This window comes from Serratia fonticola, from assembly GCF_001006005.1.
GTDB lineage: Bacteria > Pseudomonadota > Gammaproteobacteria > Enterobacterales > Enterobacteriaceae > Chania > Chania fonticola.
In genome coordinates this window covers 2,301,838-2,324,462 of the sequence record NZ_CP011254.1, presented here as the reverse complement: position 1 = coordinate 2,324,462, position 22,625 = coordinate 2,301,838, and the positions used below count along the sequence as shown (strand labels likewise).

Genomic DNA, 22,625 nt, shown 5'->3' with positions numbered 1-22,625 from the left:
TGGCCTGAAAGCTATCGGGGATCGCCATCATGCTGACGTTATCTGTTGCGCGTAGCAACCGGCGACTTCATGTAGCGGAAGAAATCGCTGTCCGGGCTCAGCACCAACACGTCCTGGTTGCCAGGGCCGAAGCTGGTTTCATAAGCACGCAGGCTACGGATGAAAGCATAGAAATCCGGATCCTGGCTGAAGGCATCGGCAAACAGTTTAGCTGCTTCCGCATCGCCCGCACCGCGGGTGATACGTGCCTGACGCTCGGCTTCCGCGATGGTACGGGTCACTTCGTAGTCGGCGGTCGCCTTGAGCTTCTCAGCCTCTTCCTTACCTTGTGAACGGTGACGACGGGCTACCGCTTCACGTTCTGCACGCATACGCTGGAAGATCGCATCGGACACTTCCGCAGGCAGGTTGATCTGCTTGATACGGACGTCCACCACTTCAATACCCAGTGCCGCCATGCTGTTCGGGTTAACCGCTGGCTGTTTGCCATTGGTTTCACGCTCAACACGGGCTGCTGCAGAAGCAATAGCATCATCGGCTTCGGTAGCGGCGGCTTCTTCGCCGTCACCCACGGTACCGGTGTTCAGCGCATCACGCACGTCTGCCATCAGACGACCACGGGAGTCGGTCACGATATCACGCACGTCCAAACGGCCAATCTCGGAACGCAGACGGTCGTTGAACTTGCGTTTCAGCAGCAGTTCCGCCTGAGAAACGTCACCACCACCGGTGGCCAGGTAGTAGCGGCTGAAATCACTGATACGCCATTTCAGGTAGGAGTCGACGATCAGGTCTTTCTTCTCGCTGGTCACGAAGCGATCGGCCTGGTTGTCCATGGTCTGGATACGAGCATCCAGCATTTTCACGGTTTCAATAAACGGGATCTTGAAGTGCAGACCCGGTGCATAAACCAGCGGTTTGTTTTCGCTGTCGCGCAGTACTTTACTGAAACGCAGCACGATGCCGCGCTCGCCTTCCTGAACCACAAACATTGAGGCGTAAAGGGCTACCAACACCACCGCGAGGATAACTATGAAAGACTTACGCATTGATTATTCTCTCCCTACGCGTGTGTTGTCGCTACGCTGCGCATTAGCCCGGCGTTGGTCCATGATGGAACCGCTGCTGGAACTGCTGGTGCTCGCCTCCGATGAAGAAGTCGAGGCTGGCGCAGGGGCGAGAAGGTTCTGTCCGGCATCTTTGCTGCCTTCGCTAGCCGACTTACCGGCACCGCGCAGCATCTGATCCAGTGGCAGCACCATCAGATTGTTATTGCCTTTGTTGTCTGCCACCAACACCTTACGGGTGTGGCTCAGCACTCTTTCCATGGTTTCGATGTACAGACGCTCACGGGTAATTTCCGGTGCGGCTTTGTACTCCGGCAACAGCTTGGCGAAACGAGCAACCTCACCCTGGGCTTCCAGAACGGTCTGGGCCTGGTAGGCGCGCGCATTTTCCAACAGGCGCTGTGCAGCACCGTTGGCACGCGGCTGAACTTCGTTGGCGTAAGCTTCTGCTTCACGAATGGATTGCTGCTCGTTCTCACGTGCGGCGATCGCATCATCAAACGCGGCTTTCACCTCTTCCGGCGGACGTGCAGCCTGGAAGTTGACGTCCAGCAGAGTGATACCCATTTTGTACGGACGGATGGTCTCTTCCAGTACACGCTGAGTGTCGCTACGGACGATGGTACGGCCTTCGGTCAGGATCTTGTCCATGGTGTATTTACCGATAACACCACGCAATGCGCTGTCTGTCGCCTGTCTCAGGCTGTCGTTGGCATCGGTTACGCTGAACAGATAGGCTGCCGGATCGGAAACGCGGTACTGCACGTTCATCTCGACGCGAACCACGTTCTCATCAGACGTCAGCATCACACCGGACGCGGACAGGTCACGGACTGACTCCACGTTAACCGGGCGAACCTGATCGATAAACGTCGGTTTCCAGTTCAGACCTGGCTGCACCAGATGGCTGAATTTACCAAAGCGAGTGACCACACCACGTTCGGCTTCTTTGATGGTATAGAAACCGCTGGCGGCCCAGATCACCACCACTGCAACCGCAGCGATGCCGACAATCTTGCCACTGAAGCCCGGCCCGATTGAACCCGTACCACCGCTGTTATTGCCGTTGGAGCCTTTGCCACCGCCGGTCAGGCTGCTCAATTTCTTGCTCAGCTTGCGGAAGATATCGTCTAAATCCGGTGGCCCTTGATCGCGACCGCCTTTATTGTTACCGCCAGAGTTGCCGCCATTATTATTGCTGCTCCCCCACGGGTCGCGGTCCTGTCCGTTATTACCGGGCTGATTCCACGCCATGTTTTAGCTCCATTATTCTGTGATTGGGTACTTCAGGCTAATGCTTAGCCCACTCTTCTATTGAGCGGGCACACAAATGTAACAGGATATGATCATACGATAAAGTTAATCAGTTCCTGTTCCTGCTTGCAGAGGCGACGCCACTCCACGATCGGCATACGCACCACCACGCCGATACTGCCGTCCTCTTCATTCCACTCTTTTTCGATCGCCTGAAGCTGGTAGAAACGGCTACGAAGACGGCCTGCCTGTGGCGGTAAGCGCAGCTCATAATGCGCGATTTCCCCCGATAAGCGCTCCGTCAACGCCTGAAATAGCAACGGGATACCTTCACCGCTGGCGGCGGACAGCCACACTCGGATCGGTAAATTTTCTTCGTTGCGATCGATACGCGGGACAAAATCGTCCAGCATATCTATTTTGTTCATCACTAACAGTGTAGGGATCTCATCCGACTCAATCTCTGCCAACACGGAGTTCACCGCTTCAATGTTTTCATCCACCCGGGTATCCGCAGCGTCGATCACATGTAACAACAGAGAGGCCTGGCGCGTCTCTTGCAGTGTCGCTTTGAACGCGGCAACAAGATCGTGCGGCAAGTGCCGGATAAAGCCTACGGTATCCGCCAACACGGTATCGCCTACGTCCGCCACGTCAATACGCCGCAGGGTAGGATCCAGGGTGGCAAATAGTTGGTCCGCCACATACACTCCGGCAGACGTAATTCGGTTAAACAGGGTTGATTTGCCGGCGTTGGTGTAACCCACCAGCGATACGGTTGGCACATCGGCACGGGTACGCGCTCGTCGCCCTTGATCGCGCTGCTTCTCTACGCGCTCAAGGCGGCGCAAGATCAGGCTGATGCGATCGCGTAGCAGACGACGGTCAGTTTCTAACTGAGTCTCCCCCGGCCCGCGTAGGCCAATCCCCCCTTTCTGACGTTCAAGGTGAGTCCAACCACGAACCAGACGAGTGGCAATATGACGCAATTGCGCCAACTCTACCTGCAGCTTACCTTCATGGGTACGGGCACGCTGGGCAAAGATGTCGAGAATCAACCCGGTGCGATCGATCACCCGGCATTCACACAGGCGTTCGAGATTTCTCTCCTGCGCTGCGGAAAGGGCGTGATCAAACAGGACAACAGACGCGCCGCTGGCTTTCACCGCATCTGCAATTTCTTCGGCCTTTCCTTCACCGACAAAGTATTTTGGGTGAGGTGCTTTGCGGCTACCAGTAACCACTTGCAAAGCCTCGACGCCCGCAGAGGACACCAGCGATTCGAACTCACTGAGATCTTCTGTATCTTTGTCTTGCGAGAAATAGATATGAACCAGGACGGCCTGCTCACCGGCTTCATAACGGTCAAACAAGCGTGCAACCTCTCAAACGGAACAAAACCGCGAGTTTGGGGGACATAAACAGCACTGCGCTGCTTATGCTCCCCGTCATGGTTGACTCGCAACGCGCTTTATTCAGCGTCATCGCTTTCCTGCTGCGGCTGTTGCGGCGCAGACGGGTTGTTACCATGGTGATAATTGCTGGTGCCGCCGCTGCTCGGGGTGTTGCTGTGGTGCGATACCGGGCGCGATGGAACAACGGTAGAGATAGCGTGCTTATAAACCATCTGGCTCACCGTGTTCTTCAACAGGATGACAAACTGGTCAAAAGACTCAATCTGGCCTTGCAGCTTAATACCATTCACCAAATAAATAGAAACCGGAACACGTTCACGACGCAATGCGTTCAGGAACGGATCTTGCAAAGATTGCCCCTTAGCCATTCTATCTTTTCCTTATTTGTTTGTTGTTTTTAACCAAGAACCTGTCGGCTCAAAATAAACGACCTAAAAAATTTGCGCGCTGAATACTCATCAATTGTACACAATCACTCAACCTATGCACTAACAACCTGTGTTACCGAGTCTAAAGCCTCTCCCGGCTTTTCACTGTCCAACCACCGAACCGACTCCCAACCCCGTAACCAGGTCATCTGGCGTTTGGCCAACTGACGTGTTGCGCAAATACCTCGAAAAACCATCTCATCGTAACTAATCTCGCCAGAAAAATATGACCACATCTGGCGATAACCGACACAGCGAATGGAAGGCAAATCCGTATGCAAATCACCCCGTGCAAAAAGTGCACGCGCTTCCGCCTCAAAACCCGCCGCCAACATCTGATTGAACCGCAGCTCGATACGTTGATGCAACAACTCCCGGCTGACTGGCGCTATCGCAAATTGGTGAACATGATACGGCAACGATTCACCCGAAATTTTAGTCAGTTCAGTTAAAGTTTTACCCGAAATCAAAAAAACTTCCAGTGCTCTGGAGAGTCTCTGTGGATCATTCGGATGAATACGTAAGGCTGCAACCGGGTCTATCGCCTGCAATTGGCGGTGCAAAGCCTCCCAACCAAGCTCCGCCGCCTGCTGCTCAATCTGCTCGCGCACGGCGGGATCGGCAGAGGGTAACGGTGATAAACCTTCCAGCAACGCCTTAAAATAAAGCATTGTGCCCCCCACCAACAGCGGAATACGTCCGGCGGCAGTAATATCGGCCATTTCCCGCAACGCATCGGCACGAAAATCGGCCGCCGAATACGCTTGCGCAGGATCGCGGATATCGATCAAACGGTGTGGTGCCTGGGCAAGCTCTTCCGCCGAGGGTTTGGCGGTGCCGATATCCATACCGCGATAAATCAGGGCGGAATCGACACTGATCAGTTCGACGGGCAAGCGCTCACGCAGCGCCATCGCCAAGGCGGTTTTGCCTGAGGCCGTTGGCCCCATGATAAAAATGGCTGGGGGACGAGGGGTCATTTCAATTTCAGTCATGCTTAAGTGCTGCCAATGCAGCCTGCAAATCAACGGGTTGTAAAAGAGCGGCAGGAGGGGATTTGACCAGTTGCGGGCAAAGTCGTTCAACTTCTGTCAACAATTGTATCGCTTGCGAGCTGTTCCACACTTCGTGTTCGCTGCCTAATTGGCTGGCGATCCAGATGGATAGCACCGTTGGCGACATCTCCTGATGTTCGGCCAGATAGCCTAACAGCTCGGGTATCAACTTTTGTAAATTTTGTTGGCGTAATGGTAAAGGTACTGCGCGCAAAGTCACACGCCCGTGATCGGATTGCAGCTCCAACCCCATTTTGGCCAGCAGCGCCTGGTGTTGCACGCAGGCGGCCGCTTCATTTTTATTCAACGTCAGCTTAATCGGGATCAGCAGCGGCTGTGGCCGTAATCCCTCTTCCGGCGGGCAAAGCTGCGCCTGACGCAGCCAACGTTCGGCCATGGTCAGATTCAGTAACGCCAGCTGCTGACGCTGTTCAACCAGCGCATAGCTCGGCGGGCAGATCATCAGGACACGGCCAAAACTGTGCTGACTACCGGCGAGCGGAGTTTCCTGCACGGCGTTAACCGGCGGGAACAGCGGCTGTTTTACCGTATCTGCTGGCGGCGTAGCCTGCAACAGCTTGCCATACAGCTCGCCTTCACGTTTTTGGTAACCCGCACCTGCCTGATAGGCTGGCTGCGGGGCACGTTCACGGGCAGCGGAGGGTTCAGCAGGCTGACGTTCACGCTGTGGCGCAGGCTGGGAGAAGTGGTTGCCACCGGCAGCAACGCGGTTCTCCGGCTGCCAGACGGGAGCTTCTTGCGCAGCGGACTCTTCAGCCATTGGCAGCACGACATTACCCGCCTGCTGCAGCACCGTGGTAACCGCCTGGTAGATAAAATCATGTACCAGCCGAGCCTGATGAAAACGCACCTCATGCTTGGCCGGATGGACGTTGACATCTACCTGATGCGGATCCACTTCCAGATACAGCACATAGGCAGGCAGTTGATCGTCTTTCAGCTGATCCTGATACGCCTGACGAATGGCATGATTAATTAGCCGATCGCGCATCATCCGGCTGTTGACGTAGCAATATTGCATTTCGCCAAGCTGACGCGCCCCTTGCGGATCGGCCACCCAGCCGCGGATGCTGAGATCGCCATGCTGCCAGGAAATCGCCAACGCATGCTGCAGGAAGGCGGGACCACAAATGCTGGCCAGACGCCGCTCATGCTGGCTTTCTTCTTTTGCCGCGCGATACTGACGCATCAGCTTGCCGTTATGGCTGAGGTTAATCGCCACATCGAAACGCGCCAGCGCAATGCGCCGCACCACTTCGTCGATATGGCCAAATTCGGTTTTTTCGGTGCGCATGAACTTGCGCCGTGCGGGGGTGTTGTAAAACAGATCGAGCACTTCGAGCGTGCTGCCCACCGGATGAGCTGCCGGTTTGACGGTGACCGCCTGATCGCGCCCTTCCGCGTAGGCTTGCCAGGCTTCACTCTGTTCCGCCGTGCGTGAGGTCAACATCAGACGGGACACCGAGCTGATACTGGCCAACGCTTCGCCGCGAAAGCCCAGGCTGACTATGGCCTCCAGATCGTCAAGCGTACTGATTTTACTGGTAGCATGACGTGCCAGGGCCAAGGCCAGATCGGCTTTGGCAATGCCGCAGCCATTATCACGGATGCGGATCAGTTTGGCCCCACCGCGTTCGATATCAATATCAACCCGCGTTGCCCCGGCATCCAGACTATTTTCTACCAGTTCCTTCACTACCGACGCAGGCCGTTCGACCACTTCTCCGGCGGCAATCTGGTTGGCTAGCTGTGGCGGTAACACCTGGATAGGCATGGGGCTCCCTCTGTTGTTGGCATCAAGCCTACGGAATGATCAGCGTCCGATCCAGCGGCGCAACATCCGACTTTAATTTGTTAACCCGTTTAAGATCGCTGACGCTGACACCATATCGCGCGGCGATGGATGACAGCGTATCACCGCGAGTCACCTTATGTTTGCTCGGTTTAGCGCTTTTTGCCTTGGCCTTGGCCTGAACCGGTGCTGCTGCCGTTTTTCCGGCAGGGACCTTCAGACGCTGACCGACCCAGACGCCATCTTTTTTCAGCTTGTTCAGCTCACGTAGCGCCGCCATGCTGGTGCCATAGCTATCGGCAATGCCGGAAAGCGTTTCCGCCCGCTTCACCACATGGATCTGCGTTTTTCCTACGCTGGTGCGACTTCTCGCCGGGCTGGTCACCGGCTCAGGCTGTCTGAGATCGTCTGTTGTGGAGTTAACCGTCGCTGCGACGTCCAGCGAGCGGTTTTCCACCTTTGGGTCGGCTTGTAGCGGATGCGCCAGGAAATAACCGCGCAGGCCGTTGTGGATCGCCCGTGCAATTTTATCCTGATATGCGCTACTGCCCAGCAGTCGCTCCTCCGTGCTATTACTGATAAACCCGGTTTCCACCAGTAAAGATGGAATATCCGGTGAACGAAGCACTCCCAGGCTGGCGTGTTCCGGACGGCGTTTGTGTAATGAACCTACGACCTGTAACTGCTGTAATACCTTGACGGCTACGTCATAACCGACGCGCTGCGAATGACCGAACTGCAGATCCAACACCGCCTGGCTCAGATAAGGGTCGGCCTGGCTGTTGGCCAACAGATCGCCCGCACCACCCAGCAGTTCGGACTGTTTCTCGTGCTGTTCCAACCAACCGGCCATCTCGCTGTTAGCCCGGCGATTGGACAATACCCAAACCGAAGCCCCTTTGGCGCTACGATTCGGCGCAGCATCCGCGTGGATGGACACCAACACGTTGGCCCCTTGCTTACGCGCCACGTCAGAACGGCCCATCACCGAAATAAAGTAATCCCCGTTACGCGTCATCACCGCTTTGAACATCGGATCGGCATCCAACAACGCACGCAGACGATGCGCGATGGCAATGGTGACGTTTTTCTCTTTCAGGCCGTTTGGCCCGATAGCGCCAGGATCTTGTCCACCATGGCCTGCATCGATCGCCACCACTACCCGATCGCCAGAACCGGCGGACACCCGGCTGCTACGTGGGGTAATGCTGGTTGCCGTACCTGATACCGCAGCCGACTTCGGAGTAAATGGATTGGCGTTACTCGACGTAACCGGCGCTTTACGCACTGGCTCACTCACCACTGGCACAGGCACCGGTGCCTTACGAACGGTGTTGGTCGCCGTCTTGGCTTCTGAGGTGATGGTGAAGACAACAATGTAACTGTTACCCTCTTGACGCGTCGACACACGGGTTTTGGCACGTTGGGTTAAATCAAACACCAAGCGTACGGTTTGCGCATTTTTCGGCTGACTGGAACGAATTCTTTTTACCAGGTTTTGGCCGCTGAAGTTCAACGGCAGGCCGCCCACCTTGCCAGTTTGGGTAACGTCCAGCACCACCCGATCCGGACCATGTAACGTGGCGAAGGTATACTCCGGAGGGCCGGTAAAGCTCACCGATACCGTGGCTTCACGCTGAGCATTGGTCACTTTGACGTCGGAGAGGGACGATGCCGCCCAGGCACCGAACGGCCCCAGCAACGCAAGCAAGGCAATCACAACAAATCTTCTTAACCCATACATCATTGCTGCGTCATCCTTGTTGCTCCTGGATACTTTCTAATAATTGTTCGCCATAGGCGGAAACTGCCTGGAGCTTCGCCTGACGCCCTTCGTCATGGTAACTGAGATGCAGTTCCAGATCGGGATCGGGCAGCACGCCGGTACCCTGCTGCGGCCACTCGACCAGGCAAATCGAGTCCTGGGCAAAATAGTCGCGGATACCCATAAATTCGAGTTCTTCCGGGTCGGCCAAGCGATAAAGATCAAAGTGATAGACTGCCAGCGGCTGCAGCGCATAAGGTTCCACCAGCGTATAGGTTGGGCTTTTCACATTGCCCTGATGGCCTAACGCCTGCAAAAAGCCGCGGCTGAAGGTGGTTTTACCGGCACCCAAATCGCCATAAAGATAAATCACGCTGGCACGATCGCACGCCTGGGCCAAGACGGCCCCCAGTGCGACTGTGGCTGCCTCATCCGGCAGCGGTAAAACGAGTTCTTTCATTCGATAATGTCTATTTTGCCAACTCAGGGTTAACGTAATGAGGGATCATCGGCAGCAGATCGGTGGCCAGTAATCCCCTTGTTCCTTGTTTTGCAGCCACATGATCCGCTGCTGCGCCGTGCACTACGCAACCCGCGCAGGCAGCATCATACAGCGGCAGCTTTTGCGCCAGCAAACCGCCAATGATACCCGACAGCACATCTCCCATGCCACCGGATGCCATGCCAGCATTGCCAACGTCGGCGATCGCCATCTGTCCATGCTCATCGGCGATCAAGGTGCCTGCGCCTTTCAGCACCACAACGCCGCCGTATTGCGCGACCAACCTGCGGGTTGCAAGTAAGCGATCACTCTCAATATCAGCGGTGCGGCAGCTCAATAATCGCGCGGCTTCACCAGGATGCGGGGTAATAATGCGATTCTGACGCTTCTCGGGGTGTAATGCCAGTAAGTTAAGCGCATCCGCGTCCCATAATGTTGGTTTATCACTGGCTTGCAGCTGTTGCAACGCATTGCGGCCCCAATCACCCTGGCCAAGCCCCGGGCCAATCACGACCACATCGGCCCAGTCCAGCGCCGGTTGCAGGATATCATCACTCAGACGCTGCACCATCAACTCAGGCCGGGCGGTCAGCAGCGGCCCAATGTTTTCACTGTGAGTAAGCACTCGCACTAGTCCAGCCCCAGCACGCAGTGCGGCTTCCGCAGCCATGCGGATTGCCCCGCCAAAGCCGTGATCGCCCCCCACCAGCAGTAAACGCCCCTGCTCCCCTTTATGAGAACAAGGGCGGCGAGGCTTCAGCCACCTGGCCAAATCGCCAGCCGTAATACGCTCGATCTGAGGAGACTGTGTTGCCAGCCAATCCACCAATCCTAGCGTACTGTAATGAAGTTGCCCCACCCAATCACGAGCCTGCCCGGTCAGCAAGCCTGGTTTGAGTGCAATAAAAGTCAGCGTATGGGCCGCACGGATCGAGGCTCCCGGCACGGCTCCGCTTTCAGCCAGCAGGCCAGAAGGAATATCCAAAGCAACCACTGGCGCATCGGCTCGGTTGGCCGCTTCGATCAGGGCATCATAGGGCGCTCTGGGGGCCGCCCCCAACCCGGTACCTAACAATCCATCAATGATGAGATCGACATCCTCTGGCCAACGGCTGGTCGCTGGCAGGGCTTCTCCGCCACTTGCCAACCAGGCTTGCCGGGCGTTGGCAGCCTCTGGGGGCAATGGACGAACGCCTTCGCAGGCGATGAGCGTCACCTTGATACCCGCCGCACGGGCCAGACGAGCAACCACATAACCATCGCCACCGTTATTGCCATGCCCACACAGCACCAGCCAATGCCTGCTGGCCGGATACCGGTCGCACGCCAGCTCGTAAGCCGCCGCACCGGCACGCTCCATTAACGAATACAAGGAGAGGCCCAGCGTTGCGGCAGCAGCAGGTTCTGCCTGGCGGATCCAGTCTGCAGACCAAACAGAGTGTGGTAAACTGGAACAGTATTGTTTCTCACTATGGCCCGTCATGACACACCCCCTCGATCTCGATCAACTCGCCCAACATATCAAGCAATGGGGGCAATCGCTAGGATTCCAGCAGGTGGGGATCTGCGATACCGATCTCAGCACGGAAGAACCCAGATTGCAGGCGTGGCTGGATAAGCAATACCACGGCGAGATGGAGTGGATGGCACGCCACGGCATGATGCGCGCGCGGCCACATGAATTATTGCCCGGCACACTGCGGGTGATCAGCGTGCGCATGAACTATCTACCCGCGAAAGCCGCGTTCGCCAGTACGTTAAAAAACCCGCAGTTGGGCTACGTTAGCCGTTATGCGCTGGGGCGTGATTATCACAAGCTGCTACGCCAGCGGCTAAAAAAGCTCGGCGATCAAATCCAGGCTTACTGCGGTGAACTGAATTTCCGGCCCTTTGTGGATTCGGCTCCCATCATGGAGCGAGCCTTGGCCTCAAAAGCCGGCATCGGCTGGGTTGGTAAACACTCACTGATCCTTAACCGCGACGCTGGCTCCTGGTTTTTTCTGGGCGAGTTGTTAATCGATTTGCCCCTGCCGGTGGATAAGCCGCAGGAAGAGCAGTGTGGCCGCTGTGTCGCCTGTATCACCACTTGCCCCACCGGTGCGATAGTTGCCCCTTACACCGTCGATGCTCGGCGCTGCATCTCCTACCTGACCATCGAGCTGGAAGGCGCTATTCCAGAAGAATTCCGCCCTCTGATGGGCAATAGAATCTACGGCTGCGACGATTGCCAGCTCATTTGCCCATGGAACCGCTTCTCGCAGTTAACGGATGAAGACGATTTCAGCCCCCGCGCTGCGCTGCATGCCCCGCAACTGATCGAGCTGTTTGGCTGGAATGAGGAGAAGTTTCTACGTATCACCGAAGGCTCTGCCATCCGACGCATCGGCCATTTGCGCTGGTTACGCAATATCGCGGTAGCACTCGGCAACGCCCCTTATCTGGATCAGATCGTTATCAGCTTGCAGACCCGGCAAGGTCAGGATCCGATGCTGGACGAGCACATCAGTTGGGCACTGGCTCAACAGCTTGCACGCCGTGAAGCTCTGGCGGTTGAGGTGCAGACTATGCAGAAAAAACGTTTAATTCGGGCGGTCGAGAAAGGATTACCGAGGGATGCCTAGAAAACCCTCAGACTCTCCTTGTGGATTTGTGCATAAAAATAAAAATGCGTTGTCTTTCAAGCGTCACAAAAAGAGCAAGTGATCGAGACAACGTTTTATAATAAATAAATATTGATGATTATCAATAAGATATAAATTTCATTTGTGAGGCGTTGCAATTTTGCACAGAAGGTATTATGTACAGGATCTGTGGATAACTCTGTTCACAACATATTTTCTGAGTATGTATAACTGAAAGAAAGTCACACCGGAAGCGGTGTAGGATTGAATCTAAACTGGAGATAAATTTGGAGCGGGAAACGAGACTCGAACTCGCGACCCCGACCTTGGCAAGGTCGTGCTCTACCAACTGAGCTATTCCCGCATTGATATGCTTGAAGCATCCGGCCAACAATGAACAACATGGCCTTTGAAATTTTTGGAGCGGGAAACGAGACTCGAACTCGCGACCCCGACCTTGGCAAGGTCGTGCTCTACCAACTGAGCTATTCCCGCGTCGCATGGGTGTTACTTTAACTACTTTTTCTTCATCACGCTACATCAGCAGCATTTTTGAAGTTGGAGCGGGAAACGAGACTCGAACTCGCGACCCCGACCTTGGCAAGGTCGTGCTCTACCAACTGAGCTATTCCCGCCCGGCGTAACGATGGTGTAATGGAACGAAATTCTTCATCGGTACGGGGTGCGCATTATACGAGAAATCCTTTTCGCCGCAAGCCCCTGAAAGCAAAAAAACGCGAATTTTGTCTGATTGCTGCTTTAAGCACCGAAATGGTGAATTTTCGTGCCGGGATAGGCAAAAAACCTGTTTTGCGGGCATCCAAGGTCAGGATTTGGTTCCCCATCACGGTGAACGTCCTATTGAGCCCATCACAACGGCTTACGCTTGGAGAAATAATGGGCGGGAGAATCGCCAAAACACCGTCTGAACATCGCGATAAAGTTGCTGGGGGTCGCGTACCCCAGGGCATCCGCAATACTGCTCACAGACATACCATTAGCCAGCATTTCCAACGCGTGAGACAACCTTGCCTGTTGACGCCATTGTGCAAAGCTGTTGCCCGTCTCGGCCATAAATAAACGTGACAAGGTGCTGGGCGAAAGCCCTCCCCAAGCCGCCCAGGCTTGCAAGGTTCTGGTGTCATCAGGCTCGGCAAGGATCGCATTGGTGATCCGCAATAAGCGCCGGTCGGTAGGCATTCTCAAATGCAGCGGCTGATGAGGCGAACGCCGGATTTCATCCAACAACACCGCAATCATCCGATCCTGTTCAACCTGCAAAGTCTCTTCAAACGACCAGGACACCGCACGGCGTACCAACGCATTCATCAACTCACTGATACCAATCACGCAGGGTTGATCGGGCAACGCTTTGCTCGCATCAGGCGTAATCAACACCGTCCAGCCGCTCATGACGCCGCTGATGCTGACTTTGTGCGGCTCATGTGAGGGTATCCAGCCGGCGCGATTCGGTGGTAACAGCCAGGATCCCTGTCTGGTGCGAACATGCATCAAGCCGCTCTCCACGCAGAATAACTGCCCCCGCAAATGCTGGTGCCAATCGTATTCACGCGTCCCCAGACGAAACTCAAGACCCGGATCGTCTTCACCCCACATCACGATCAGTGAAGGACCATCGGCACGTTCACTGAGGTCGGAGGGATGATTGGCAAGCGCCGCTACCGTCATGACTGCTTCTCATTATTTTTAGCATAAATAACGTTATCCAACTTTTCGCCAGTTGTCCATTATTCATACTTTCTCCGCTCTTTGACCAACCAGAGGCGCCTAATGAACGACGTGAAGACCACTCCCCCCACCCCCGCGAAAAGTAAACGCCCTTGGCTGCTGTATTTACTGGGGGCAGCCTGTCTGCTTGCCGCCATCCTCTGGGCAGGATGGTATGGTGCGTATGGTCGCTGGTATGCCAGCACCGATAACGCCTATGTTCAAGGGGATGTCGTACAGATCACGCCACAGTTTCATGGCACCGTGGTCTCCATCAACGTCGATGACGGCGAATGGGTGTTCGCTGGCGATACGCTGGTTATGCTTGATCCTGACGACAGCCAACTGGCACTGGACAATGCCGAGGCCCATCTGGCCAACGTGGTGCGTAAAGTGCGAGGTTTGTTTAGTGCGGTCAGCGGTGCCAAGGCCGAAATCGCTGCCCGCCAAGCTACGCGGGACAAAGCGCGCGCTGATTACCAACGACGCCGCGCACTAACCGTTTCCGGTGCCATCTCCAAAGAGGAATTAGCCCACGCCAACAACGCTTTTCTGGAAGCACAGAGCGCGCTGGAGGCTATCGAGCAACAGTACCAGCAAAATCTCTCATTAGTGGATAACACCAGCCTGGCTTCACACCCCGAAGTACTGGCAGCGATAGCGGCATTGCGTGTCGCTTTCCTCGATCGCTCACGCACCACCATCGTTGCCCCGGTCACGGGGTATGTCGCCAAACGTAAGGTGCAGTTGGGCCAGCGAGTACAGCCAGGCGAAGCGCTAATGGCCGTCGTACCGCTGGATAAAGTCTGGGTCGAGGCTAATTTCACCGAGGCCCAACTGCGTGATATTCGCATCGGTCAACCAGTAGAGATCTATGCCGATGTCTATGGCAAAACCATTCGCTATAACGGTCAGGTACAGCATCTGGGTATTGGGACCGGTGCTGCGTTTGCGTTGCTGCCCGCACAAAACGCCACTGGGAACTGGATCAAGATCGTTCAACGGGTGCCGGTACGTATTGCCCTCACCCAGCCTGAGCAGCTTATCAGCCACCCGTTGCGCGTTGGCTTGTCCATGCAGGTCAATGTTGATTTGCATGACCGTAGCGGGGCGCTATTAGCTCAGCGCTCGCCAGAGCCCTTGCTGGCTACCGATGTCTACCGCGATCAACTGAGCCAGTCAGACACCTTGATCGAACGGATCGTTAAGGCTAATAGGGGGAATTTATGAGTCCCACGATCCCCGCCCAGGATTTCCGCCCCCCCAGCGTCAACTGGACCACCTTTGGTCTGGCTCTGGCGGTATTTATGTACGTGCTTGATGGCACTATCGCCAATGTCTCCCTGCCGACCATCGCCGGTAATCTGGGAGCCAGCAGTAGCCAAAGCGCCTGGGTGATCACCAGTTTTGCCGCCAGCAATGCGATTGCCTTGCCACTCACGGGTTTTCTGGTACGTCGCATTGGCCAGCTGCGGCTGTTTCTCTGGTCAATGGGATTGTTCACTGCCGCCTCATTAGCGTGCGGAATGGCCATCAATATGGAAATGTTAATTCTCTGCCGTGTGTTACAAGGAGCCGTGGCGGGGCCACTGATCCCGACAACCCAAGCGCTGATGTTGTCGATTTACCCGCCAGAAAAACGAGGGTATGCCCTATCCATGATCGCCATGGTCACCGTGGTCGCTCCAGTTGCGGGCCCCTTGCTCGGTGGGTGGATCACCGATTTTTATTCATGGCGCTGGACCTTCCTGATCAATATCCCGGTCGGCATTTTTGCCTGCACCCTGATTGCCAGCCAAATGCATGGCCGCCCCGAGAGCACCATGCGTGCCAAGGTGGATCGCGTTGGGCTAGTCGCGTTGATCCTGGGGGTGGGCGCACTCCAGATCTTGCTGGATAAAGGCAATGAAGAGGATTGGTTCAACTCTACCCAGATCGTCTTGCTGGCTATCGTTGCCGTGGTCAGCTTGCTGTTTTTTGTTATCTGGGAACTGACCGACTCACAACCGATCGTTAATCTGCAGCTATTTCGTCATCGCAATTTCCGGGTGGGTACGCTTGCGCTGATAGGTGCCTATTCCGCGTTTTACGCCACCAACGTAATCATGCCGCTTTGGCTACAGCGTACCTTGGGCTATACCCCCATCTGGGCAGGGTTAGCCGTTGCCCCCATGGGGATTTTGCCGCTGCTGCTGATGCCCTTTATGGGCAAATATGCGCCGCGTTTCAACATGCGCTGGCTGGTATGCGGGGCTTTCATCCTGCTAGCTACGGCCTCTTACCTGCGCTCAGGCTTTGTCATTGATATTGATTTCCAACATATCGCGCTGATCCAACTGCTGCAGGGGCTCGGGCTGGCACTGTTTATCATGCCGATCAACACCATCTTGCTCTCCGATCTCAAGCCGGACGAGATTGCGGCAGGCTCAGGGCTTGCCACCTTTATGCGTACGTTAGGTGCCAGCCTGGCAGTCTCCATTACGACCTTGATGTGGGATCGCCGTGCGGTTTCCCATCACGCCCAATTAGGCGAATCCCTGACCGTCTACGATCAAGAGACTCGTCAGGCGGTCACAACTTTAGAGCTGGGCCAGGCGCAGTCAGGCTATGAACGGCTGAATAATCTGGTCTCCGAACAGGCCGCACAGATCGCCTTCAATGATATTTCTTATGCGCTGGCTGGCGTGTTTCTGCTAGCCATCGTGCTGGTTTGGTTCGCCAAACCGCCCTTCGTACCTAAAGCCAAACCCTAGATCCCCAATAGAAAAGGGGGCGTGGATTACTCCTCCGCCCCCTTTTATGAACCTGATCCCGGCTACAGCTGAATAAAATGCTCGCGGTAGTACGCCAGTTCCGCAACGGATTCGCGGATATCATCCAACGCCTGGTGAGTGCCCTGCTTTTTGAAGCCTGGCAGGATCTCCGGTTTCCAGCGGCGCGCCAGCTCTTTCAGGGTGCTGACATCCAGATAACGATAATGGAAGTAGGCTTCCAGCAGCGGCATATAGCGGAACAGGAAACGGCGATCCTGGCCAACGCTGTTGCCACAGATAGGTGATTTACCCGCTGGCACCCACGCTTGCAGGAAAGCGATAGTGGCCAGCTCGGCGGCACGATCGTCATGCTTGCTGGCTTTAACGCGCTCCACCAGCCCACTGCCGGTATGCGTGCGCACATTCCAGTCATCCATTCGCGCCAGTTGTTCATCTGATTGATGCACCGCGATCACCGGTCCTTCGGCAAGGATATTCAAATTGGCATCGGTCACCAATGTCGCGATCTCGATAATGCGATCGCGTTCAGGGTCCAACCCGGTCATCTCCAGATCGATCCAAATCAGGTTGTTTTCGTTTCCTGTCATGATTTTTCCTGCGTAAAAGCCGAAAGATAAACAAACCACGGGCAAACCCGCGGCTAATGCCAGCGTGCGTGGCGGTCAAGAACGGTTATTTAATATAAAATAGCGTGTATCATAGCCTTTTTGCTCGCCCCGAGCGATAAATGCCGATTCAAGTGAGGCTCAGTGAGTAAGAACAAACTGTCCAAAGGTCAAGAACGCCGCGTACAGGCCAACCATCAGCGTCGCCTGAAGCGTACTGACAACAAGCCGGAGCTGGATGATTCCCAATTGGGCGAACCGCAAGACGGGATCGTCATCAGCCGCTTTGGCATGCATGCCGACGTGGAAGCCGCAGACGGCGTCCAGCATCGCTGCAACATTCGCCGCACCCTACGTTCGCTGGTTACCGGCGATCGCGTGGTCTGGCGCCCTGGTGTAGGCACTCATGCGGGGGTCAAAGGCATCGTAGAAGCGGTGCATGAACGCACCTCGGTGCTGAACCGCCCTGATTTCTACGACGGCGTTAAACCCATCGCCGCCAATATCGATCAGATCGTCATCGTGTCGGCCATTTTGCCCGAACTTTCACTCAATATGATCGATCGCTACCTGGTCGCCTGCGAAACGCTGCAAGTCGAGCCGCTGATCGTGCTCAACAAGATCGACCTGCTGGACGCCGCAGCGCGTAAGGTGGTCGACGGAATGATGGACATCTATCGCCATATTGGCTACCGCGTTCTCGAAGTGTCCAGCCAGACCCGCGAAGGGATGGAAGCCTTTGAACAGGCGCTGGTCGACCGTATCAGCATCTTTGCCGGGCAGTCCGGTGTGGGCAAATCCAGCCTGTTGAACGCCCTGCTACCGCAGACGGAAAAGCAAATTCTGGTAAATCAGGTTTCCGACGTCTCCGGCCTGGGGCAACATACCACCACGGCGGCGCGCTTGTATCACTTCCAACATGGCGGTGATGTTATCGACTCCCCTGGCGTGCGTGAATTTGGTCTGTGGCATCTGGAGCCAGAGCAAGTCACCCAGGCCTATGTCGAATTCCGCGACTATTTGGGCGGTTGTAAATTCCGCGACTGCCGCCACGACACCGATCCGGGCTGCGCCATTCGCGCCGCGATGGAAAGTGGCGCGATAGCCAAAGAGCGTTTCGACAACTATCACCGCATCCTGGAAAGCATGGCGCAGGTTAAAACCCGCAAAAACTTCCCGGACGCAGATAACTGATCCACAGTGCGGGGGTTGCGCTAATCGACCCCCTCGCCCTTATATCCCCTTTCAAGAGGTTAATGTGCTGGATAGCATCAAGATTAAATTACAGTATTGGCTGCCAAAGCTGGCGTTAACCCGCCTGGCGGGCTGGGGCGCAGATAAAAAGGCCGGCTGGCTGACGAAGCTGGTGGTAAAAGCGTTTGCCCGCTATTACCGCGTGCAGATGCAGGAAGCACAGAACCCGGATTTAGCCTCCTATGCCACATTCAATGAATTCTTCGTTCGTCCATTACGTGATGGCGCACGCCCGATCGTAGCGGAGCCTCACGTGCTGGCACTGCCGGCAGATGGTGCCATCAGCCAGCTCGGTGCGATCCGCGACGATCAGATTTTCCAGGCCAAAGGCCATAATTACACGCTGGAAGCCCTGTTGGCCGGCAACTATCTGTTGGCGGAGCCTTTCCGTAACGGCCTGTTCGCCACCACCTATCTGGCCCCAAGCGACTATCACCGTGTCCATATGCCTTGTGACGGCGTACTGCGCGAAATGATCTACGTGCCGGGCGATCTGTTCTCGGTTAACCCGCTGACCGCCGCCAACGTGCCGAATCTGTTTGCGCGCAATGAGCGTGTGATCTGCGTATTCGATACCGCCTTTGGGCCGATGGTGCAGATCCTGGTCGGTGCGACTATTGTGGGCAGCATCGAAACCGTCTGGGCCGGTACCGTCACGCCACCCCGCGAAGGCATCATCCGCCGCTGGACCTATCCAGCCGAAGGCATGGAAGGCGCGATCCAACTGGTTAAAGGTGAAGAGATGGGCCGCTTCAAACTCGGTTCCACGGTCATCAACCTGTTCACACCTGGCAGCGTACAGTTCGCTCCGCACCTGAACAACGGCACCGTAACCCGGATGGGCCAGGCTTTTGCTGAAGCCGCTGCCGCGCCAGAAGCCACCTTCGAAGGGAATTGATGCTGTGCGCCTGATTATCGCTTTATTGCTCAGCCTGCTACTGATCCAGCCGGTTCTCGCCGCCGCGATCCCCAACGAGTCCCAGTTACGGCAAGAATTGAAGCTGGCCGAGGGCAATAAAAACGCGCCTAATCAGGCGGAAACGGTTGAGGCGCTGCAAAGCGCCATCAACTGGCTCACCGAACGCAAAGAGTCGCAGAACAATTCCCAGCAGTATCAGCGGGTGATCGACGATTTCCCGAAGATGACGCAGGAACTGCGCCGCCAGCTCACTCTCGAAGAAGCCAAAATCCTGCCCAACGGCGAGAACCTGCCCGCCAGCGATCTGGAACAGTTAATTCTGCAAACCAGCAGCCAACTGCTGGAACAGGCCCGCCTGTTGCAACAGGAGCAGGACCGGACACGCGAGATCAGCGACTCTCTCAGCCAACTGCCACAGCAACAAACCGAAGCCCGGCGCGCGTTAACGGAAGTTCAGCGCCGCCTACAGGCTCAGGGCAATAACCAAACCACGCCATTGGCACTGGCGCAGTTTGCCCTGTTACAGGCAGAGGCGGCGGCACGTAAAGCGAAAGTGGATGAGCTGGATCTGGCTCAACTCTCGGCCAATAACCGCCAGGAACTGGCGCGGATGCGTGCCGATGTCTACAAAACGCGGCATGAAAAAATTGATGTTCAGTTACAGGCGCTGCGTAACAACCTCAACAGCCAACGCCAGCGGGAAGCGGAACGGGCGCTGGAAAAAACCGAGCAATTGGCCGAACAGAACGGCGATTTACCCGCCAGCCTACGCAAGCAGCTGCAAATCAACCGTGAACTTTCTGCTGCGCTGAACGATCAGGCGCAACAGATGGATCTGATCTCTTCCCAACAGCGCCAGGCCGCCGCACAAACGCTGCAGGTGCGCCAGGCATTGAGCACCATCATTGAGCAGTCCCAATGGTTGAGCGCCTCTACTGCGCTGGGGGAAACCCTGCGCGCCCAGGTCGCCATCTTGCCAGAAATGCCAAAACCCCGGCAGTTGGACAGCGCCATGGCCGATCTGCGCGTTCAACGCCTGAATTTTGAAAACCAGCTGGAAAGCCTGCCACAGCGCGCCAAAGAGTTTAAACAAGACGACGGTAGCCCCCTGACCAGCGCCCAACAGCGTATCGTCGATGCTCAGCTACGTACCCAGCGTGATCTGTTGAATTCGCTGCTGTCCGGCTGCGATACCCAGATCCTTGAGCTGACCAAGCTGAAGGTGGCCAACACCCAGTTGGTCGATGCGCTGAACGAAATTCAGGATGCAGCGCACCGCTATCTGTTCTGGGTGCCAGACATCAGCCCTATCACCCTGTCGTATCCGCTCAATGTGGCACAGGATCTGACCCGTGTACTGTCACTGGATACCCTGACGCAGCTCAGCGGCGCCTTCGTGATGATGGTCACTAGCCGGGAAACCTTGATCCCGCTGTTTGGTGCGGTGCTGTTGGTGATTTTCAGCATCAGTTCGCGTAAGCATTACCATGCGTTCCTGGCGCGGGCCAGCAGCAGAGTGGGCAAGGTCACGCAAGATGAATTCCTGCTGACGTTGCGTACCGTATTTTGGTCGATCCTGGTGGCCTTGCCGCTGCCGGTATTGTGGGCAGCGTTGGGCTTCGGCTTGCAGAATGCCTGGCCGTATCCGGTTGCTGTCGCAATCGGTGAGGGCGTCACCGCCACGCTGCCAGTGCTGTGGATCTGTATGATCAGCGCCGCCTTCGCCCATCCGCAAGGGTTGTTCATCGTGCATTTCCGCTGGCCGGTGAAACAGGTTTCCCGCGCCATGCGTTATTACCAGATGTCGATCTGGCTGATCGTGCCGTTGATTATGGCGCTGATCACCTTCGACAATCTCAACGATCGCGAATTCGCCAATACCCTTGGCCGCCTGTGCTTCATTCTACTCTGTCTGGCGCTGGCATTGGTCACCAACAGCTTGAAGCGGGCCGGTATTCCACTGTATCTGGATAACAAAGGCTCCGGCGAAAACATGATCAACACCGCGTTGTGGGGGCTGTTGCTTTCCGCACCGCTGATTGCTGCGTTGGCTTCCACCGTCGGCTATCTGACCACCGCACAGAAACTGTTGGCACGCCTGGAGACCTCGGTTGCCATCTGGTTCCTGCTGTTGGTGATTTACCACATTATCCGCCGCTGGATGCTGATCCAACGCCGCCGCATCGCCTTTGACCGTGCCAAGCAACGCCGTGCCGATATCCTGGCGCAGCGTGCCAAAGGCGAAGAAGAATCCACACATACCCCTAACAGCATTGAAGGTGCGATTGAGGTAGATGAAACGGAAATCGATCTGGATGCCATCAGCGCCCAGTCGCTGAGGTTGGTGCGTTCGATCCTGACGATGGTGGCACTGGTCTCGGTGATCGTCCTGTGGTCAGAGATCCACTCGGCCTTCGGCTTCCTGGAAAATATCAAGCTCTGGGATGTCAACTCCACGGTGAATGGCATTGATATTGCTCAGCCGATCACCTTGGGGGCACTGCTGATCGCCATCCTGGTGCTGATCGTCACCATGCAGCTGGTGCGTAACCTGCCAGCATTGCTCGAGTTGGCGGTGTTGCAGCACCTGGATCTGACGCCTGGCACCGGCTACGCCATTACCACCATCACCAAGTATCTGTTGCTGCTGTTCGGGGCGATCCTCAGCTTTTCCTGGATCGGTATCGAGTGGTCGAAACTGCAATGGGTGGTCACCGCGCTCAGCGTGGGCTTGGGCTTTGGTATGCAGGAGATCTTCTCCAACTTTATTTCTGGCCTGATCATTCTGTTTGAAAAACCGATCCGCATCGGCGATACGGTGACGATCCGTAACCTGACGGGCACCGTCACCAAGATCAATACCCGCGCCACTACCATTTCAGACTGGGACCGCAAAGAGATTATCGTGCCTAACAAGGCCTTTATTACCGAGCAGTTTATCAACTGGTCGCTGTCGGACACGCTGACCCGTGTGGTGCTGACCGTACCGGCGCCGGCAGAGGCGAATACGGAAGAAGTGACCAAGATCCTGATCAACTCGGCCGAACGTTGCTCACTGGTGCTGGATAACCCAACACCGGAAGCCTATCTGGTCGATCTGCAACAGGGTATTCAGATCTTCGAACTGCGTATCTACGCCGCCGAAATGGGCCACCGCATGCCGTTACGCCATGAGATCCACCAGTTGATCCTGGCGGGTTACCGAGAACACGGCATCACGCTGCCATACCCACCGTTCCAGGTTCGCACCGAGACGCTGTCGCGCATGACCAGTAATGGCCGTACGCCGCCTTCAACCCCACCGCGCAATACACGCCGCGAGTCGGGCGGGCTATAGAAGCAAAAAGGGTTCGGCAACAAACCGAACCCTTTTTACTGGATAAAAAACGGGCGCAGCATGCAGCGCCCCTACGGTCAAACATGTT

General features: G+C 55.9%; 17 protein-coding genes and 3 tRNA genes. 6 read left to right on the top strand and 14 right to left on the bottom strand.

Translation table 11 applies throughout. From position 1 onward, the window contains the following. Positions 1 to 38: 38 nt before the first annotated feature. From hflC to nnr, 9 genes are all read right to left on the bottom strand, one after another. Complete coding sequence (gene hflC, locus WN53_RS10325; RefSeq protein WP_021807553.1) at positions 39 to 1,049, bottom strand: protease modulator HflC; 1,011 nt, start codon at positions 1,047 to 1,049, stop codon at positions 39 to 41. 3 nt (positions 1,050 to 1,052) lie between these two features. After that, complete coding sequence (gene hflK, locus WN53_RS10320) at positions 1,053 to 2,321, bottom strand: FtsH protease activity modulator HflK (protein ID WP_024483337.1); 1,269 nt, start codon at positions 2,319 to 2,321, stop codon at positions 1,053 to 1,055. 92 nt (positions 2,322 to 2,413) lie between these two features. Next, a complete protein-coding gene (hflX, locus tag WN53_RS10315) occupies positions 2,414 to 3,694 on the bottom strand; it encodes a ribosome rescue GTPase HflX (RefSeq protein ID WP_024483336.1) in 1,281 nt (426 codons plus the stop codon). Positions 3,695 to 3,792: 98 nt separating this feature from the next. Beyond that, entirely contained in the window at positions 3,793 to 4,104 is a 312-nt protein-coding gene (gene hfq / locus WN53_RS10310) for an RNA chaperone Hfq (RefSeq protein WP_021179001.1), read from the bottom strand. 113 nt (positions 4,105 to 4,217) lie between these two features. Next, positions 4,218 to 5,159 carry a tRNA (adenosine(37)-N6)-dimethylallyltransferase MiaA gene (gene miaA / locus WN53_RS10305; protein WP_024483335.1) on the bottom strand — a complete coding sequence of 314 codons (942 nt, stop codon included), beginning with the start codon at positions 5,157 to 5,159 and terminating at the stop codon, positions 4,218 to 4,220. Further along, positions 5,152 to 7,014: a DNA mismatch repair endonuclease MutL gene (mutL, locus tag WN53_RS10300; protein ID WP_024483334.1), complete on the bottom strand. Its 1,863-nt coding sequence runs from the start codon at positions 7,012 to 7,014 to the stop codon at positions 5,152 to 5,154. Before mutL ends, miaA begins: the two co-directional genes overlap by 8 nt. 28 nt (positions 7,015 to 7,042) lie before the next feature. Beyond that, positions 7,043 to 8,779: an N-acetylmuramoyl-L-alanine amidase AmiB gene (amiB, locus tag WN53_RS10295; RefSeq protein ID WP_037411439.1), complete on the bottom strand. Its 1,737-nt coding sequence runs from the start codon at positions 8,777 to 8,779 to the stop codon at positions 7,043 to 7,045. A 7-nt stretch (positions 8,780 to 8,786) separates the two neighbouring features. Next, a complete protein-coding gene (gene tsaE, locus WN53_RS10290) occupies positions 8,787 to 9,257 on the bottom strand; it encodes a tRNA (adenosine(37)-N6)-threonylcarbamoyltransferase complex ATPase subunit type 1 TsaE (RefSeq protein ID WP_024483333.1) in 471 nt (156 codons plus the stop codon). 10 nt (positions 9,258 to 9,267) lie between these two features. Beyond that, a complete protein-coding gene (gene nnr, locus WN53_RS10285; protein ID WP_024483332.1) occupies positions 9,268 to 10,782 on the bottom strand; it encodes a bifunctional ADP-dependent NAD(P)H-hydrate dehydratase/NAD(P)H-hydrate epimerase in 1,515 nt (504 codons plus the stop codon). Here nnr and queG point away from each other — a divergent pair. After that, complete coding sequence (gene queG / locus WN53_RS10280) at positions 10,781 to 11,920, top strand: tRNA epoxyqueuosine(34) reductase QueG (protein ID WP_024483331.1); 1,140 nt, start codon at positions 10,781 to 10,783, stop codon at positions 11,918 to 11,920. The genes nnr and queG overlap by 2 nt on opposite strands. Positions 11,921 to 12,208: 288 nt before the next feature. Here queG and WN53_RS10275 read toward each other — a convergent pair. The 4 genes from WN53_RS10275 to WN53_RS10260 form a co-directional block, all read right to left on the bottom strand. Continuing rightward, positions 12,209 to 12,284 (bottom strand) — tRNA-Gly (locus WN53_RS10275). A 55-nt stretch (positions 12,285 to 12,339) separates the two neighbouring features. After that, a tRNA-Gly gene (locus WN53_RS10270) sits at positions 12,340 to 12,415 on the bottom strand. A 64-nt stretch (positions 12,416 to 12,479) separates the two neighbouring features. After that, positions 12,480 to 12,555: transfer RNA gene (locus WN53_RS10265), tRNA-Gly, on the bottom strand. 235 nt (positions 12,556 to 12,790) lie between these two features. Further along, entirely contained in the window at positions 12,791 to 13,609 is an 819-nt protein-coding gene (locus WN53_RS10260) for an AraC family transcriptional regulator (protein WP_024484780.1), read from the bottom strand. Positions 13,610 to 13,711: 102 nt separating this feature from the next. Here WN53_RS10260 and WN53_RS10255 point away from each other — a divergent pair, with 102 nt between their 5' ends. Beyond that, positions 13,712 to 14,878, top strand: a complete 1,167-nt coding sequence (locus WN53_RS10255; protein WP_024484779.1) for an HlyD/EmrA/EmrK family protein — start codon at positions 13,712 to 13,714, stop codon at positions 14,876 to 14,878. Then, on the top strand, positions 14,875 to 16,401 hold the full coding sequence (locus tag WN53_RS10250) for a DHA2 family efflux MFS transporter permease subunit (RefSeq protein ID WP_024484778.1): 1,527 nt from the start codon (positions 14,875 to 14,877) through the stop codon (positions 16,399 to 16,401). The genes WN53_RS10255 and WN53_RS10250 overlap by 4 nt, the downstream gene beginning before the upstream one ends. A gap of 62 nt (positions 16,402 to 16,463) precedes the next feature. On the opposite strand, the gene orn is transcribed toward WN53_RS10250, so the two are convergent. After that, complete coding sequence (orn, locus tag WN53_RS10245) at positions 16,464 to 17,009, bottom strand: oligoribonuclease (protein WP_021182111.1); 546 nt, start codon at positions 17,007 to 17,009, stop codon at positions 16,464 to 16,466. 162 nt (positions 17,010 to 17,171) lie between these two features. Between orn and rsgA the strand changes: the two genes are divergently transcribed. The 3 genes from rsgA to mscM all read left to right on the top strand — a co-directional run bounded on the left by rsgA (position 17,172) and on the right by mscM (position 22,537). After that, positions 17,172 to 18,221, top strand: coding sequence for a small ribosomal subunit biogenesis GTPase RsgA (gene rsgA / locus WN53_RS10240; protein WP_021182110.1), 1,050 nt, complete (start codon positions 17,172 to 17,174; stop codon positions 18,219 to 18,221). 64 nt (positions 18,222 to 18,285) lie between these two features. Then, positions 18,286 to 19,179 carry an archaetidylserine decarboxylase gene (gene asd / locus WN53_RS10235; protein WP_021182109.1) on the top strand — a complete coding sequence of 298 codons (894 nt, stop codon included), beginning with the start codon at positions 18,286 to 18,288 and terminating at the stop codon, positions 19,177 to 19,179. A gap of 4 nt (positions 19,180 to 19,183) precedes the next feature. After that, positions 19,184 to 22,537 (top strand): miniconductance mechanosensitive channel MscM, encoded by a 3,354-nt coding sequence (gene mscM / locus WN53_RS10230; protein ID WP_024484777.1) that lies wholly within the window; start codon positions 19,184 to 19,186, stop codon positions 22,535 to 22,537. Positions 22,538 to 22,625 lie beyond the last annotated feature (88 nt).